Origin of the sequence: Enterobacter sp. BNK-13, from assembly GCF_048685015.1 — a bacterium.
Classification (GTDB): Bacteria; Pseudomonadota; Gammaproteobacteria; order Enterobacterales; family Enterobacteriaceae; genus Enterobacter; species Enterobacter quasiroggenkampii.
The window spans coordinates 2026588-2043173 of sequence record NZ_JBLQTP010000001.1; the positions used below are offsets into that span (position 1 = coordinate 2026588).

Sequence of the window (16586 nt, forward strand, 5' to 3'; positions counted from 1 at the left end):
CTGCATTTTCACGGAATCAGGAACGCCGGAACTATGGATTTTTATTTTTCCCGTTTTGAACATCGTCGTCCTCCGGAGCCGTTAACAACACCGCGTTGGGTAATGATGACCTGGCAGGTGTTAGCGGTCGCGGCGCTTATTCTGGGTGCCAATTATATTTACTGGCGCTGGACCGCCTCCCTGAATACTGACGCACTATGGTATGCCATTCCGCTGGTCCTCGCCGAAACCCTGGCGTGGATTGGCACCGTGCTGTTTACCATCAATTTGTGGAAAGAACAGGATCCTCCTCAGAGTCCGCCGCCCGGCGAAATTAACGAATGTCTGTCCCCTGAGGAGGCCGTAGAACCTCGTCCTGTAAAAGTGGATTTGTTCATTGCCACCTACTCGGAAGATACCGAGCTGGTCAGGCTATCCATTCGCGATGCCCTGAAGATGGCGTACCCGTTCCCGATTGACTACCGCATCCACGTGCTTGATGACGGCCGCCGCCCGGAGATGAAAGCTGTCTGTGAAGAGGAAGGCGTTAACTATATTACTCGCCAGACCAACATCGGCTTTAAGGCCGGCAACCTGCGCAACGGCCTTGAGCAAACCGACGGCGATTTTATTGTTATCTGCGATGCCGATACCCGCGTATTTCCCACCCTGCTCAGCCATACGCTGGGTTATTTTCGCGATCCGGACGTGGCCTGGGTACAGACGCCGCAGTGGTTCTTCGATCTTCCGGAAGGAGAAAACCTGTCTCGCTGGGGCCAGCGAAAAGCCGGAAAAGTGGGCTACGGTCTGGGCTGGCTGATTCAAAAGTGTGTTGGCCCGGTCACGATAGGCCGCGACCCGTTTTTTAACGATCCGCGCATGTTCTATGACGTGATCCTGCGGCGGCGCAACTGGGCGAACGCGGCTTTCTGCTGCGGCGCGGCGTCCATTCACCGTCGCGAGGCGGTCATGCAGGCCGCGCTGAGAAGCTATGTCTGGTCCGTCGAAGAGGAGATCCATCGACATACCCGCGACATCCGCGATGACGAAACGCGGGACGCGCTGCAGAATGCAATGCGTCCGCACGTGGCGTTTGACACCGAGCTTACCCCCTACAAATTCCACGTCTCGGAAGATATTTACACCTCGGTGCTGCTGCACGGTGACGCCGCACGACGCTGGCGCTCGGTTATGCATCCGCGGGTGGAGTCGAAGATGCTCTCTCCGCAGGATATGCTGACCTGGATGATCCAGCGTTTTAAGTACGCCGCCGGTTCGCTGGATATTTTGTTTCATGACAACATCTTCAGCCGTCGCCGCTTCAGGCTTTCCCTCCCCCAGACGCTGATGTATGCCACCACCTTCTGGTCGTACATGGCCTGCGTGTGGAACACGGTGTTTTTGATTTCGCCCATTATCTATCTGTTTACCGGCATTCCGCCGGTGTCCGCCTGGTCGACGCCGTTCTATCTGCATTTTCTTCCGTTTTTTATTTTCTCCGAACTGGCCTTTATGTTCGGTACGTGGGGGATCTCGGCCTGGGACGGCAGGGCCTCTTACCTCTCCTTCTTTTCCATGAACCTGCGCGCGCTCAATACGGTGCTGCGCGGCGAGCAGATTAAATTTCACGTCACGCCAAAAGAGCGGCAGACGGGCCGTTTTCTCTACCTGAGACGGGCCGTTTTCTCTACCTGGTGAAGCCGCAGATTGCCATCGTAGTGCTGACCCTCGCAGGGCTTATCTGGGGCGGTATCCAGGTGGCGCGTGGACAGGTGGACGACCCCTCCGGCTACGTCATCAATATTTTCTGGGGAGGGGTGAACATCGCCGCCATGCTGCCGCTGATTTTCGCGGCCATGTGGACGCCCGCTGAAGATGATGAGGTCACCCAATGAGGATACGTGATGCCCTGCTGCCCGCGCGCAGCTACCTCACCATTTTGCTCGGCTTCCTGCTCGGCTTTGCCATTGTGGTCTGGGTGGAGAAACAGATGCCCACGCGCGTGGAAAGCAGCGGCGGCATCGCGCTCAGTAAAGACTTCCCGCCGCTGCCTGCGAAACGCGCGCTGACCTATGACGAAGCCATCTGGGCGCGGGTCGCCTGGCAATACTACGTGAATAATACCCAGCCAAACGGGCTGGCGAACGCCAGCGACGGTGAGCCGTGGCTGAGCCTCTGGAGCGTAGGGAGCTACCTGTTTGCGACCGCTGCCGCAGAGCAGCTCAATATTATTTCCGCCGATGAATTCGACGAGAGGGTCGGCACGGCCCTGTTCACGCTGGGGCAGTTACCGCTCAACAGGCAAGGCCTCCCTGCCGCGTATTACCATGCGGACACCCTGAAGATCCTCGGCAAACCCGACGCCTCGGCAATTGGGCTGAGCCGCCTGCTGACGGCGCTTCAGACCCTCCTGTGGCGCTATCCTCAGCACGCGGCGGCTATCCACGATCTGTTTAGCCTCTGGAACACCGGAGCACTGATTGAAAATAACGTTCAAAGTCAGGCGGCCGTTCCGCTCCATCACTGGACGCTGACTGATGACGAACAGCGGAACAGCTTTGGCTACCGTCTCTATGCCAGCAATACGCTGCGCCTGATTGACAGCGCGGCAGGCCTCGCGGTGACCAACCCGCCTGAAGGGCAAAAGATGATCGATCTCGATGGCGTGATGGTGCCGGATGAAGGGCTACGCACGCCATGGGGCAAGCAAACCTCCCTGATCAGTCTCCCCTATCTGTTAACCGGTCTTGAGCTGGGCTTTGATGCGCAGAGCGCTGAAATCGCGTGGCGGATTATGCAGATCCAGCAGCGGCGCCATAGCCTGCGCAGCCCAAAACCGCCGGTCAGCACGGATTATGCCGAACCGGCGCCGGATTACGTCAACGATCTGCCGGACAGGCAGCCGGTTCAGGCGCGCAACCTGCGCGACGAGGTGCCAGAGAAAGTGGCGATTACCTCCACCCGCACCGCGTTTGCCTGGTACGCCCTGTTCCGCAACAGCTGGAGCGAAGCGCTGCGCCAGCAGGTTCTGGCCCTTCAGGTGCCGGGTAAAGGCTGGCAGCGCGGGTTAAATCTCAACAACAGCGTCAATGCCGTCGTGGACGCCGATACCAATGCCATTGTGCTGGAAAGTCTGTCTTACATCGCGCATGGTCAGATGCTCTGTCTGGCCTGCCTCTACACTTCCCCCTCAGCAGGAGCAACGCCATGAAGCCACGATCCCCGATCCTTTTCCACCTGCTCACGGGAATAACGATCTGCTGGCTGGCCTTATCGACCGTGCGTGCGGATACCGAGCTCCCTGCATCAGGTTACTCCCCGCGCAGCGGCGAGCTGACCGCCCGGGAGATGACCATCGCGAAAAACGCCTGGCAGTATTTCGTCTCCAACTATCAGCCCACGACGGGCCTGGTGAATGCGGTCAACAAATATCCCTCCACCACCATGTGGGACAGCGCCTCCTATCTGGCCGCCCTGACGGCGGCGCGCGAGCTGGGGATCATTGATAAAGCGGAATTTGACCGCCGGATGCTGAAATTCCTCGCCACGTTAAACACCCTGGTACTGTTCCGCAACGAGCTGCCCAACAAAGCCTATAACACCATCAGCGGTCAGAAGGTGGACTACACCAACAAGCCCGGCGAAATTGGCTTCTCGGCGCTGGATATCGGGCGAATGCTGGTCTGGCTGAAAATCATCAAAGAGCGTTATCCGGAATACGGCAACAGCATTGATAACGTGGTACTCGGCTGGGATTTCAGCCACGCGATCGACCCCTGCGGCACGCTGTATGGGGCCTATCTGGAGAACGGCCAGCCGAAATATGTTCAGGAAGGTCGGCTGGGCTATGAAGAGTACGGCGCGGCCGGGTTCCAGCTGTGGGGGTTTAATACCTGTAAAGCCAGCCGTCCGCAGCCTTACGAGCTGGCCGAAATCTACTGCGTGCTGGTCCCGTACGATACGCGCGACCCGCGCAACACGTCGCAGCATAACTACGTGGTGACGGAATCCTACCTGCTCTACGGGCTGGAGTTCGGCTTTGATAAACCGACCGACCGGGATAACGCCCCGCGCGACTACTCCCTGACGTGGATGAAAAACTTTGCTGACCGCGTTTATCAGGCTCAGGAGAACCGCTATACCATTACCGGCGTCCTGACCGCGCGCTCCGAGCACCAGCTCGATAAGGCGCCTTACTTCGTCTATGACACCGTCTTCAGCGACGGATACAACTGGAACACCATTACCGATAAGGGCCAGTTCGTCCCTAACGCTGCCGCGATATCGCTGAAGGCGGCGCTGGGCATGTGGGTGCTGTGGAACTCCCCTTATACCGACCGCCTGCTCAACACCATTGAGAATGCCAACGAAGAGGGAAAAGGCTACTACGAAGGGCTGTATGAAAACGGTGACGGCCCGATCAAAGAGTTCACCGCGAACAATAACGGCATCATGCTGGAGGCCCTGTTGTTCAAAAAAGAGGGAAAACTGCTGGCCTTCAACACCGACAACCCGAAGAGCAAGGATTTTGCGCCGTCGCTGTGGGATCAAAAGCTGCTCGATCAGTTTGAAGAGAACAACGCGCTGCGCAGTCGCCCGTTCCTGACCAGCACACCGGCCGTAAAAAGCTGGTGCGACCGGACCGGCGTCACGCAGCGTACCAAACCCGCCTGTCAGGCCTGTCAGTGCGCGTCATGCAGCGCGGACGAGCCCGTTAAACTGCCTCCGGTGACTGCGCAATGCTTAAAACCTTAGCCAGAGGGCTCGCGGGATTACTCCTCGCAGGCGCGATCATCTTTACCCTGTTTGGCCATCAGGGCGCAGGCTGGCGCTGGCTCATCCACGGTGGCTGGCACTCCAGCGCGCGTATTGCCGCCCTGACGCCGGAGGAGCAGACGTGGGCGGCGATCGCCTGGCGCTATTTCGTCAATAATACCCAGCCGCAAACGGGCCTGGTCAACGGGAGCGACAAACAGCCTCGCGTCACGCTCTGGCAAATGGGCGATACGCTTATTGCCCTGCTGGCGGCAAAAGAGCTGGGGCTAATTGATGATGCCGAGTATGACGCTCGCTTAACCCGTATCATGGGCACCCTTAACCGTCTGATGCTGACCGATGCCCGGACGCCGGGCCGACTCTATTCCAGCCAGACGGCGACGCCCGTCGACTTTAGCGGCAAGCCCAGCAAAAATGGCTGGTCTGCGCGCGATATGGCGCGTCTGATGCTCGCCCTGCGCCTTACCGCAGAGCGGGAACCGCAGTACAGCGAATACCTCGATAAAATCATCCTGCGCTGGAATTTCTGCCCGGTCATCGACGGCGAAGGCGAACTGTGGTCATCTTCCCTGCAAAACGGCCAGCCGGTGGTGCGCGAGGAGCTGCGCCTGGGCGAGAGCGAATATGCCGCAACGGCGTTTCAGCTATGGGGGTTTTCCCCGGAGAAAGCGTTTACGCCCCCGGCGCACCACGTCATCATCGCCCAGCGGCGTCTGGCCGTTGATGCCCGGGATCCGCGCACCACGTGGCAGCCCTCCCTGATTACCACCCTTCCCTATATGCTGCCGGGTCTGGAGTTTGGCTGGGAGCCCGAAGGCGTTGCGGCCGATCGGCAAAAGCACCTGCGCAAGCAGGCCGAAAACGTCTGGCTGAGCCAGAAGAGCCGCTGGGAGACCGATAAGATCCTGACGGCCAGAGCAGATTTCTCGCTCTCTCAGGCGCCCTGGCATATCCAGGATACGGTCTGGGGAAATGGCTATGCCTGGAACTCGGTCGGAGACGATGGCCGGGACTACACCCGTTTCGCGCAGGTATCGACCAAGGCGGTTTTTGCCCTGTGGGCCCTGTGGGACACTCCGTACACCGACGTGCTGATGACGGTCACAAAACACCTTAACGATCCGCAGAAAGGCTGGTACGAAGGCCGTCAGGAAGCCACGGGCGATACCAACGCTGCCTTAACCCTCTCAACCAATGCCACGGTTCTGGAAGCCCTTTTCTTTAAACACAACGCCGGGCCACTGTTTGACGTTCGTCGGTCGAAGAAAGAGAGCTATTTTTCACGCCGTCTGGCAGAGGAGTACACGCCTGTCGGGCACTGTCTGCCAGGCGAAAGCACCATAAGGAGGACGCCGTGAAGTTTTATCGCGATCTGTTTGAATCCAGCCTGAACCGCGTCTTTCCGAATAATGAAAAAACCGCGTTTTTTCAGACGTTCTATGACGCCTTCGTCCACATGTCACCCGAAACGGAAGCGCATTTTTCTCGTCTGCCGGATCGGGAGGGTCAGCAGACCCTGTTTAAGAGTTTCTTCGCCATGCTTGCGGTAGACGGCGCGTTAATCGTGCCTGATTTTCTCGAGCGCCTGGCGCGGGAGCAAAGCGACGACGGCCTCCACCTCCCCCCGCGATTCTTTGCCCTGTGGCGCGAAGCGATGTTGAACGCGGTGAGTGAGCGCGATCCGCAGTGCGACGATGAGATCCTGACGGCCTGGGCCATGGCGATCGCGCCCGGGCTGGAATATCTGCGCCGACAGGCAGAACTGCACTACCGCGCGTAGGGAGGATCACGATGAGTTCGTTCACGTACGATCTTAACGCACTGCCGGCCGCCGTCATGATTTATGACCGCGAGGAACGCCTTCAGGCCTGGAATCACAACGTGGCTCTGTTTTATCCGGTCATAACCCCGTGGCTGAAGGTGGGGACAACACTTGAGGCGCTGGCGGAACGCTTTATCGATGCCGTTTACAACGTCGACCCCGGCCTGCGCCAGACGCTGCGCGAGTCGATCGTGCGCAACTGTCGGCAGGATAAACATTGCGAAGTGCGGCAGGCGGGCCAGCGGCGGATCTTCGTCCAGCACCAGCGGCTTGCGGACGGCGGCATTGTCAGCCTGCACAGCGATATCACGGAGCTGGATGAAGCGCAGCGCGCGCGCCATCAGCTGCATGACGACTTTCTGCTGACGGCGGAATCCATCCATATCGGGATCTGGGACTGGCAGGTTTCTGGCGACACGCTCCAGGTGAATGACACCCTGCTTGCCATGCTGGGCCAGTCGCGCACACAGTGGCGATATCCGGTACGTTTTCTCCTCAATCAGGTCCACGAGGACGATCGCGCAGCGCTACGCAAGGCGCTGCACGCTTCGAAGTAGGATCACCGTCCGGTCTTTGAATGTGAAATTCGCGTGCATCACCCTACCGAAGGACTGCGCTGGATGCTGCTCTCCGGCCAGGTGGTCACCCTCTCCATTGAGGGAAACGCCGAGCGCGTGATTGGCACGCTGCAGGATATTACGCGGCGCAAAGAGGCTGAAATTCAGGCGTTCGCCTCGGCCATTGAGGCACAAAAAGCCAATGAGGCGAAAAGCGCGTTCCTGGCGAATATGAGCCATGAAATTCGCACCCCTATGAACGGCATTATTGGCATGACCCAGCTGTGCCTGGATACGTCTCTCAGTGCCGATCAGCGCGATTATCTGACCCTGGTGATGAGCTCTGCCCAGTCTCTGCTGCATATCATCAACGACATTCTCGATTTTTCCCGAATTGAAGCCGGCAAAGTGGAGCTGGAGGTGGACCCCGTGCCTGTGCGCACCTTTATTCAGTCGCTTATTCGCCCACACATGCCGGGGGCGAGCGAAAAAGGCATTGAGCTGCTGGTTGATATTGCGCCCGGCGTCCCCGACGTGCTGCTGGTCGACGGCGCGCGTCTGCGCCAGATCCTGACCAATCTGCTGGGTAACGCGCTGAAGTTTACCCATCAGGGAGAAGTGATCCTGATTGTTGAGCCCGACGATAGCGCGGACAGATGGCGTTTTCGCGTGCGCGACAGCGGCATTGGCATACCGGCAGATAAGCAGAAGGCTATTTTTGAAGCCTTCAGCCAGGCGGACAACTCAACCACACGCCGCTATGGCGGTACGGGGCTCGGGCTAACCATCTCTGCGAGACTGGTTGCGGCGATGGGGGGCGAATTAACGGTCTCCAGCGAGCCGGGAAAAGGCAGCGAATTTTCGTTCTCGCTGCCGCTGGCGGCGCAGACCCTTGCGCCCGGAGAGCGCCCACATAGCCAGCGCTTTAACGGGGAACCCGTGCTGGTGGTTGATGATAACGCGACCAACCTGCGGCTGCTCGCAGCGATGCTCAGCCAGATGGGGCTGAAACCCACCTGCGTTAACAACGCCAGCGAGACCATCAACCGGGTTAAAACGGGAACGGCTTGGCCGCTGATCCTGCTGGACGCGCAGATGCCGGATATGGACGGTGTGTCGCTGGCCCTTGAGCTTTCAGTTCTGCCGCAGGTTGCTGAGAGCCATATCATTATGCTGAGCTCCATGAGCCGACATTTTGATATCAATATGCTGAAGCGGATCGGGATCAAGACCTATCTGCATAAGCCTATCGCCCAGGATGAATTACATCAGGCGATTGCCGCCGCGTTTGAACGTTCGCCGGTGCCCGTGGGTGAAAGCCCCCCCGTGCCTGTCGCCTCGCCAGGAGCTACGGGACTGCGGATCCTGCTGGCTGAAGATAATCTGGTCAACCAGAAGGTCGCCGCGCGCCTGCTCGAGCGGCTCGGCCACACCTGTCAGATCGTCGATAATGGCGTCGCGCTGCTGGAACGCTGGCGCGAGGATACGTGGGACGTTTTGCTGATTGACCTTCAGATGCCAGAGATGGACGGTGAAACCGCCATTCGTCTGCTGCGTGAAGAAGAACGGTCCCGCCCCGGCCCGGCTCAGCCCACCGTCGCCATGACCGCACACGCCATGCAAGGGGACAAAGAGCGCTGTCTTAACATGGGTTTCGACGGCTACATTGCCAAACCCATCAGCCAGGAGCGTCTCGCTGAGGAGATTGCTCGCGTACTCCAGCGCCATGAAGATTTCTCCGACTTTCCGGATGAAGCACGCCTGCTGAAGCAGTGCGCTGACGATCCCGCCCTGGTGCAGGAGCTGCTGGCCCTGTTTGGCGAAGGGCTAAATGAAGCAATCAAAACCATTACCCAGGCGATCGACAGCAACGACCGCGAGGCGCTGCGCCGCGCGGCCCACAAACTGCGCGGAGAGGCCGTCACCCTGGACTTCAGCACGCTCGCACAGCAGCTTCAGGTGCTGGAAAGCGACGCGCATGCGCTGGATGGGCAACAGCTTGCGGCCCTGAATGACAACCTTCGCCAGGAATCGCTGCGCCTGATGGCGTGGCTCACCGCACGCGGGGTAAACGCATGATGACTCGCAACTGCGCGCTGCTCTTTGCCCTGTTGAGCATTCACACGGTGGCGAACTCCGTGCCGGTCAGCTGGTCACTGGCAGGAGAATGGCAGGTTCAGGATGCCAATGACAGCGCACATCCTGCTGCATCAGGCTGGCGCCCGCTTCAGGTTCCTGCCAACTGGTACAGCGCCGGGTACGATCACCAGGGCGCGCTGTGGTATAAGCACGCGTTTTCCCTGCCCGTGCAGCCCCCCGACGTAATGAGTACTCTGGTGTTTGATGGCGTCGATTATCTTGCAGAGGTGACGCTGAACGGCCAGCCGCTGGGCAAGCATGAAGGCTATTTTCAGCGCTTTTCGCTGGATGCCCGTTCGGCGTTACAACGTCACAACCAGCTCGTGGTCAGGGTCGACAGCCCTTACGAAGATCCCACTAAAGTCTGGCCGCTGCATAAAACGCTCATGAAGGGGATCCTTAACCAGCATGACACGCGTCCCGGTGGGGCCTGGTCGCCGCAAGGACAGGACGCTAACTCAGGCGGCATCTGGGCACCGGTCAGGCTGCATCTTAGCCGGGGCGCTACCCTTGATGAGACCATCCTGCGGCCCGACTGGACGCAGGGGCTGACTCGCCCGGCGTTAAAGGCGGAGATTCGCTATCGCGCGCTCGATCCGGGCCCGGCGACCCTGCGGCTCACCGCCACGCCCGCCAATTTCAGCGGCAAGCGCTATCAGGCTGATTTTCCGGTTACCCTCGAAAGCGGCGCCCATTCCGTGCAGGTGACGCTGCCCATGCCGAAGGCAAAACTGTGGTGGCCCGTCGGCACGGGGAAACCGCACCTGTATACCATTCGCGTGGCATTGCGGGATGAAAACGGCCTGATGGATACGGCGGTCACCCGTACCGGGCTGCGTAAGATCGTCGAACAGCCCGACAATAAGGGCTGGCTCATTAACGACAAACGCCTTTTCATTAAGGGCAGTAATTACATCGGTTCCCCCTGGCTCAGCACCATGACGCGAGAAAAATACCGTCGCGATCTTCGTCTGGTGGAGGCCATGAACGCCAACGCCATACGCGTGCACGGACACGTTGCCGGACGTGCGTTGTATGACGTGGCCGATGAGATGGGCATGATGATCTGGCAGGATGTTCCGCTGCAGTGGGGTTACGACAGCCGAGACGCCTTTACGAAAAACGCGGTTCGCCAGACGCGGGAGATGGTCGAACAGTTTGGCAATTCGCCCGCCATCATCGTCTGGGGCGGGCATAACGAACCGCCGTGGAATTCGCCGTGGATGGAAAAACGCTTCCCGGACTGGAATAAAGATCTGAATCGCGCGCTCACGCAGCAGGTAGCGGATACGCTTGCCGAAGATACCTCCCGCATCGTGCATCGCTTTTCCGCCGTTGAAGAGCATTACTGGGCGGGCTGGTACTTCGGCACCGTGCGCGACCTGCTTGCACCGGCTAAAACGGGGATCATTACCGAGTTCGGCGCGCAGGCGCTTCCCCGCTTATCGACGCTAAAAACCATCATCCCGGCGGCGTCGCTCTGGCCAAAAACGACCGCCGCTGACGATCCCGGCTGGACCGTCTGGAAATACCATAATTTTCAGCCCTTCCAGACCTTTAAGTTTGCCGGTATTCCGCGCGGGAAGAACATTCAGGAGATGATTCGCAATACTCAGGCGTACCAGTCTCAGCTGGTGGCCACGGCGGCAGAAAGCTATCGCCGACAGCGCTACCAGCCGGTGACGGCCCTGTTCCACTTCATGTTCGTGGAAACCTGGCCCTCCATCAACTGGGGCGTGGTGGACTACCTGCGTAAACCTAAGGCCGGGTTTTACGCGTTACAACGTGCGTACCAGCCTGTTCTGCCGTCCATTGAGCCGGTCACCGCGCAGTGGCAATCCGGGGCGGCGGCGACCGTGCGTCTGTGGGTCATCAACGACACCTGGAAACCGTGCCGCGAATGCCGTCTGAGCTGGCGCATCACCCAGCGCGATAAGGTGCTGGCAAAAGGCACGACGACGACGACGATCGCAGCAGACTCGGAAACGATGATTAAAACGCTGACGGCCACGCCCGCGGGCCAGGCTGACGTGTCGATTCGGTTTACGATAAAAAACAGTGCGGGAAAAATTGTCGGCGAAAATCAGCGCACGGAGTCCGTCATAAAGTGAGCGAGGGGAAAAGGAAAATTGCCGCTTCCCCTGCTTTCTTGTACCCTTTCAGCGTTTACCCCAATCCCCTAAAATTCGAGACATCCGGACGCCTATGACTGCACATATTTCCAAAGATCCTTTGCATGGCGTAACGCTGGAGATGATGGTCAACGCCCTGGTGGCGAAATATGGCTGGAGCGAGTTGGGCGACCGCATCAAAATTAACTGTTTCAGAAAAGACCCCAGCGTTAAATCGAGCCTGAAATTTCTGCGCCGTACCCCATGGGCGCGCGCGGAAGTGGAAGCCCTGTATCTGGACTCTCTCAACGATGAGGGAAATACAGAGCAGGCGGCGCCCGCCTTTAATCCCTGGGCCAACAGTCGGATTATCAAGAGCTAATACGCAAATGACGCGACACGTAAAACGGATCGGTGCGCTGGCTGCCTGCGCGCTTTTACTTGTGAGTTGCTCCTCAAAACCACCGAAATCGCTGGTTACCCCTCTCCCCACCGTCAGCAAACCGACGCCGCAGGCAAACCAGCCGATGCGCGGCATCTGGCTGGCGACCGTCTCGCGTCTCGACTGGCCCCCGGTGGCCTCGGTGAATGGCCGCAGCGCGGACCAGCGCATCGCGATGCAAAAGCAGGCGCTGATCGCAAAGCTCGACAACCTTAAGCAACTCGGCATCAACACGGTCTTTTTCCAGGTGAAGCCGGACAGCACGGCGCTCTGGTCATCAAAGATTCTCCCGTGGTCAGATATGCTGACCGGCAACATCGGGGAATATCCGGGGTACGATCCGCTGCAGTTTATGCTTGATGAAGCGCACAAGCGCGGCATGAAGGTCCATGCCTGGTTTAACCCCTATCGCGTATCGACCAACACCAAACCGTCCACCATCGCCGCCCTGAACCGGACCGCCTATCAGACCCCGTCCAGCGTCTATGTCCAGCATCCGGAGTGGGTGCGCATCTCAGGCGACCGCTTTGTGCTCGACCCGGGCATTCCCGAGGTGCGGGACTGGATAACCAAAGTGGTGACCGAAGTGGTGGCGAACTACCCGGTAGACGGCGTGCAGTTTGATGATTACTTCTATGCCGAATCGCCGGGCTCCGCGCTGAATGATTCACAGACCTGGCGGCAGTACGGCCAGGGATTTGCCTCAAAAGCCGACTGGCGAAGGCACAACACGCAGCAGCTGATCGTCCAGGTCTCCCGCGCGATCAAGCAGACAAAGCCCGACGTTGAGTTTGGCGTCAGCCCGGCGGGGGTATGGCGTAACCGCTCCTTTGACCCGGCAGGCTCCGACACACGGGGCGCCGCGGCCTATGATGAATCCTTCGCCGATACGCGTCAGTGGGTGCAGCAGGGCCTGCTGGACTACATCGCGCCGCAGATTTACTGGCCCTTCGCGCGTGATGCCGCGCGCTACGACGTGCTGACCAGATGGTGGGCCGACGTCGTGAAGCCGACCCACACGCGCCTGTATATCGGCATTGCGTTCTACAAGGTAGGCGAGCCGTCGAGAAACGAGCCGGACTGGACGGTTCAGGGCGGCGTGCCGGAGCTGAAAAAGCAGCTCGATCTCAACGATTCGCTGCCCAACGTCAACGGCACCATCCTGTTCCGGGAAGATTACCTGAACCAGCCGCAGACCCAGCAGGCGGTAAACTACCTCCGTGGACGCTGGGGTAGCTAAGTAACGATCAGGCAGAAACGCCCGTTTCTGCCTGTTTTTTTACGGCTTCGGCCCGAACATCGCCTCGAGCTGCTGCGCATCCGGCATCCCCACCACCTGCTGCAGCTCGTTTTCCGCATTCAGATAATAAATAGCCGGCGTGGCGTTAGCGCCGAGGCTGTCCATCAGCGCCTGATGTTTCTGTAGGATCTCAACCGTTTCGCGGGAAGCCTCGCCTTCAGGCTTGGGCAGTTTTTTGCCGCCGGAGAGCTCGTATTCGCGCCAGGCCGCAACCGGATCTTTCGCATTCAGAATGGCGGCGGCGTTACGTCCGCTGTTGGGGTTGAGGAACGCCACCAGCAGCGTATTGAGCTGAACCTTACCGGCCTTGACCCACGGCTGCGCTTCGGCCCAGAACTGCTTGCAGTACGGACAGAACGGATCGGCAAAGACAAAGACCTTACGCGGGGCGTTATCCGCCCCTTCTTTCAGGGGATGCGCCGCATTGAGGTTCTTCCACATTTCACGTCCCATTGGGGCGTAGATCTCTTCCTGGAAATAGCCCTCGCTGAGGTTCTTCCCTTTTTCATCATAAAGATAACCTGAGATCACGTGCTTGCCGTCCGGCGTAAGAAAGAGCGTCACGCCCATATCCTGATACTGCCCCAGCCAGGCTGGCGCGCCGCCCGGCGCATCCAGCTTCTTGATGATTTTGATGTTCTGCTGCTCGCTGAAGTGCTTCACCACATCCGGTATGGCTTCAGCCGCCTGTGCCAGCCCTGACGTCGCCAGCGCCGAAAGTAACAGTAATTTTTTCATTTCCCTCTCCGGTTTGTCGGGGGCATTTCGCCCCCTTCAGGTTAGCGGCTTTTCAGTGCGTCACTGACCATTTCGTCGAATTGTTCGAACGGCACCCAGCCGGGAAGCAGCCCCTCGCCGATAAGCGTGGCGGGCGTGCCCTAGATCCCCATTTTTTCCGCCACAATGAGGCTGCGCCTGATCGTCAGAAAACTCTCCTCGTCCGGCGTCGTCACGCTCACGCCCGCCCGCTTTTGCGCCTCCTGAATGCTGGCGTCATCGTGGTACCCCTTTTTCGCCATCAGGGTGTGGTTCAGCTTCATAAACTGCTCAGGATGCGCACGCCAGACGGTTAACGCGTCTCGTGCGGCGGTCAGCGAACTTTCCGAGCGGAAAGGTAAAAACTTAAAGACCACCGCCACGTCCGGATGTTTTTCGACAATCTTCTCCAGGTACGGATCGAATTTTTTACAGTACGGGCAGTTGTAGTCGGTAAACACCACCAGGGTGAGCTTTGGGTTTTTCGCGCCGATGCGCGGGGAGTTTGGATCGTTAAACAGGAAATCAGCGATCATCTTCTGCGCGCGCTGCTCCTGGTCCGGCGTCAGCGGCTGGGCAGCAAACACCTGAACCGGGGCCAGCAGGAGCAGCAGCGTAATAAGGAATTTTTTCATCATACCGTTAGCCTTTTGCGTTGTTCAGGGTGGTGACCAGGGTGCGCTTGTCCAGCAGCGGCGAGAGGATCTCGCCATCAGGCAGGCCGGGGCCATACACTGCGTTAAACGGAATGGCGTAGCGGTTTCGCTTCGCCAGAAAATCCGCGATAAACGCGGACGGCTGGCTCCAGTCTCCGCGCAGGGCCACCACGTCCGGCTGGCGCAGCGCGGCAATCACGTCCGGCTGACTGAGTACGCGGTGCTCGTTAACTTTGCAGGTCACGCACCAGTCCGCCGAGATATCCACAAACACTCGCTTCCCCTGCGCCAGCGCCTGCTCAATGGCCTCTTCACTGAGCGGCTGCCACGGGACGGTTTGCGCAACGCTTTGTGCCGGCGCGTCAGGCGGCGCGTTAAGCAGACTGCGCACTTGATACCCGCCGAACGCCGACAGCGGGATGACCACCAGCCAGAACAGCGGCGAAGATTTTTGCCCCTTCAGCGCGAACAGCACCAGCGCAGAGGCAGTCAGCGCCAGCATCACGATCTGGCTGACCGCCTCGCCCAGATGCACGCTCAACAGCGTCGCCAGCCAGAGGCTGGAGGCCAGCATCATCATGCCGAGGATGACCTTGAGCGTGTTCATCCAGCGGCCGGGTTTCGGCAGCAGCATGGCCGTTTTCGGTACCAGGGCAACGAACAGCCACGGCAGACTCATGCCCACGCCGAGCATCAGGAAGATCAGCCACAGGGCGTGCAGCGGCGCGCCAAGGGCAAAGGCGACCGCGGTACCGAGGAACGGTGCGGAGCACGGCGTCGCCAGCAGCGTGGCGAACATCCCTTCGCAGAAGCTGCCTCCGATCCCCGATCCCCCTGCCGTCGCCAGCCGTCCTGCGGCAGAAGAAGGCAGCAGCATTTCAAACGTCCCAAACAGGTTCAGCGCAAACAGGAAGGTCACGGCGACCATCAGGCCGATAAACCACGGGTTCTGGAACTGAATGCCCCACCCCAGCGACGCTCCGGCCAGCTTCAGCGCGGTGACCATCCCGGCCAGCAGCATAAAGGAGGTGAGGATCCCGGCGCTGGTGGCCAGAAAGCGCAGCCTGATGGCGCGGCTGTTCGATCCCGCCAGCAAGATGCTGTTAAGCTTCATGCCCATCACCGGCAGCACGCAGGGCATCAGGTTCAGGATCAGCCCGCCCAGCAGCGCAAAGAGCACCATTTTTCCCGTCCCGTCCGGCACGGAGGTCTCTTCGGGCGTTGCCCCAACGGTCATGGTGGTTTGCTGCGCCCGATCGCCGTTGGTCAGCACAAACGACAGTCTTTTGCCTGCCAATGAGGCGGGTTTATCACCCCATTCGTCGGTCACGGGTACCGTCACCCGAAGCGCAGTGCCGTCATGTTTAATGACCGGCTCGCCGGGCAGAATGTCACCCTCCAGCGGGTCAAAGTAGATCCCCGGATTGTCCCACTTCCCGTCCGTCGTGCCGGTAATCACCAGCTTGTCGCAAGAGAGCCAGGCGGAAAGATCAGACGACACGCCTGATGAACCCGGCACGGCGCGCATCGCTTGCCCGAAGGCGCTGCGGAAGCCCTCATCCACCGGCTGGGTAAAATCGAGGTGCAGCGGGTAGTCCGTCAGCAGGCAGACGTTGCTGCACGTAGAGAGCGTCAGCGTCCCGTCGAGCGTGTCGCCCTTCGCTCCGTCGAGCGTAATCGGGATCGTCACCTTATCGTGATAGCCCTGCGTGGTCATGCCGGAGATATCGAAGCGCGACGGCACCGGCCAGGACCAGCTGTCCGTTACGCCTTCCGGCCAGCTGATTTTCGGCGCCACGCCGCCCTCGCCCGGCGATCGCCAGTAGGTTTTCCAGCCGGGCTTTAGCTCAACGGTGAGCAGGCCTTTAACATGCGTTTGTTCCCTCTCCGCCTGAAAGCGGATGCGGGCGTGATCGTTTTGTGGGGAGACCAGCCAGCCGGTGTCTGCCGCATGGACAATGCCGATGCAGGACAGCCACAGGAAGACGAATCCCCTGAAGAGGTTAACCATGTTGTACTCCGTGAACAGTGAAAAATTATCGTGTGGT

General features: G+C 59.4%; 9 protein-coding genes and 3 pseudogenes. 9 read left to right on the top strand and 3 right to left on the bottom strand.

All coding sequences use genetic code 11. From position 1 onward, the window contains the following. Positions 1-33: 33 nt before the first annotated feature. The 9 genes and pseudogenes from ACMGGQ_RS09855 (at position 34) to ACMGGQ_RS09895 (ending at position 13066) form a co-directional block, all read left to right on the top strand. Positions 34-1874, top strand: a pseudogene (locus ACMGGQ_RS09855) (glycosyltransferase). Next, positions 1871-3190 carry a DUF3131 domain-containing protein gene (locus ACMGGQ_RS09860; RefSeq protein WP_420289948.1) on the top strand — a complete coding sequence of 440 codons (1320 nt, stop codon included), beginning with the start codon at positions 1871-1873 and terminating at the stop codon, positions 3188-3190. Before ACMGGQ_RS09855 ends, ACMGGQ_RS09860 begins: the two are co-directional and overlap by 4 nt. After that, on the top strand, positions 3187-4734 hold the full coding sequence (locus ACMGGQ_RS09865) for a DUF3131 domain-containing protein (protein WP_024909516.1): 1548 nt from the start codon (positions 3187-3189) through the stop codon (positions 4732-4734). Before ACMGGQ_RS09860 ends, ACMGGQ_RS09865 begins: the two co-directional genes overlap by 4 nt. Beyond that, positions 4719-6113: a DUF3131 domain-containing protein gene (locus ACMGGQ_RS09870; RefSeq protein ID WP_420289949.1), complete on the top strand. Its 1395-nt coding sequence runs from the start codon at positions 4719-4721 to the stop codon at positions 6111-6113. The genes ACMGGQ_RS09865 and ACMGGQ_RS09870 overlap by 16 nt, the downstream gene beginning before the upstream one ends. Continuing rightward, positions 6110-6535, top strand: a complete 426-nt coding sequence (locus ACMGGQ_RS09875) for a globin (protein WP_024909518.1) — start codon at positions 6110-6112, stop codon at positions 6533-6535. The genes ACMGGQ_RS09870 and ACMGGQ_RS09875 overlap by 4 nt, the downstream gene beginning before the upstream one ends. Positions 6536-6546: 11 nt before the next feature. Further along, positions 6547-9213 (top strand): annotated as a pseudogene (locus ACMGGQ_RS09880) (response regulator). Beyond that, on the top strand, positions 9213-11384 hold the full coding sequence (locus ACMGGQ_RS09885) for a glycosyl hydrolase 2 galactose-binding domain-containing protein (protein ID WP_420290562.1): 2172 nt from the start codon (positions 9213-9215) through the stop codon (positions 11382-11384). Before ACMGGQ_RS09880 ends, ACMGGQ_RS09885 begins: the two are co-directional and overlap by 1 nt. Before the next feature lie 94 nt (positions 11385-11478). Beyond that, the gene (locus ACMGGQ_RS09890) at positions 11479-11766 is read left to right on the top strand and encodes a VF530 family DNA-binding protein (RefSeq protein WP_032647326.1); all 288 of its coding nucleotides are present in this window, start codon (positions 11479-11481) and stop codon (positions 11764-11766) included. Positions 11767-11773: 7 nt separating this feature from the next. After that, a complete protein-coding gene (locus ACMGGQ_RS09895; protein WP_196364540.1) occupies positions 11774-13066 on the top strand; it encodes a glycoside hydrolase family 10 protein in 1293 nt (430 codons plus the stop codon). 39 nt (positions 13067-13105) lie between these two features. Here ACMGGQ_RS09895 and dsbG read toward each other — a convergent pair whose 3' ends face one another. The 3 genes and pseudogenes from dsbG to ACMGGQ_RS09910 all read right to left on the bottom strand — a co-directional run bounded on the left by dsbG (position 13106) and on the right by ACMGGQ_RS09910 (position 16549). Then, positions 13106-13864, bottom strand: coding sequence for a thiol:disulfide interchange protein DsbG (gene dsbG / locus ACMGGQ_RS09900; RefSeq protein WP_420289950.1), 759 nt, complete (start codon positions 13862-13864; stop codon positions 13106-13108). Positions 13865-13905: 41 nt separating this feature from the next. Continuing rightward, positions 13906-14517 (bottom strand): annotated as a pseudogene (locus ACMGGQ_RS09905) (DsbA family protein). Between the two features lie 7 nt (positions 14518-14524). Next, positions 14525-16549 carry a protein-disulfide reductase DsbD family protein gene (locus ACMGGQ_RS09910; RefSeq protein ID WP_420289951.1) on the bottom strand — a complete coding sequence of 675 codons (2025 nt, stop codon included), beginning with the start codon at positions 16547-16549 and terminating at the stop codon, positions 14525-14527. Positions 16550-16586 lie beyond the last annotated feature (37 nt).

Excerpts from the sequence above, each read along its gene's own strand:
- ACMGGQ_RS09885 (WP_420290562.1), top strand. The coding sequence starts at position 9,213 with ATGACTCGCAACTGCGCGCTGCTCTTTGCCCTGTTGAGCATTCACACG.
- ACMGGQ_RS09865 (WP_024909516.1), top strand. The coding sequence starts at position 3,187 with ATGAAGCCACGATCCCCGATCCTTTTCCACCTGCTCACGGGAATAACG.
- ACMGGQ_RS09910 (WP_420289951.1), bottom strand. The coding sequence starts at position 16,549 with ATGGTTAACCTCTTCAGGGGATTCGTCTTCCTGTGGCTGTCCTGCATC.
- ACMGGQ_RS09895 (WP_196364540.1), top strand. The coding sequence starts at position 11,774 with ATGACGCGACACGTAAAACGGATCGGTGCGCTGGCTGCCTGCGCGCTT.
- ACMGGQ_RS09870 (WP_420289949.1), top strand. The coding sequence starts at position 4,719 with ATGCTTAAAACCTTAGCCAGAGGGCTCGCGGGATTACTCCTCGCAGGC.
- ACMGGQ_RS09860 (WP_420289948.1), top strand. The coding sequence starts at position 1,871 with ATGAGGATACGTGATGCCCTGCTGCCCGCGCGCAGCTACCTCACCATT.
- ACMGGQ_RS09890 (WP_032647326.1), top strand. The coding sequence starts at position 11,479 with ATGACTGCACATATTTCCAAAGATCCTTTGCATGGCGTAACGCTGGAG.
- dsbG (WP_420289950.1), bottom strand. The coding sequence starts at position 13,864 with ATGAAAAAATTACTGTTACTTTCGGCGCTGGCGACGTCAGGGCTGGCA.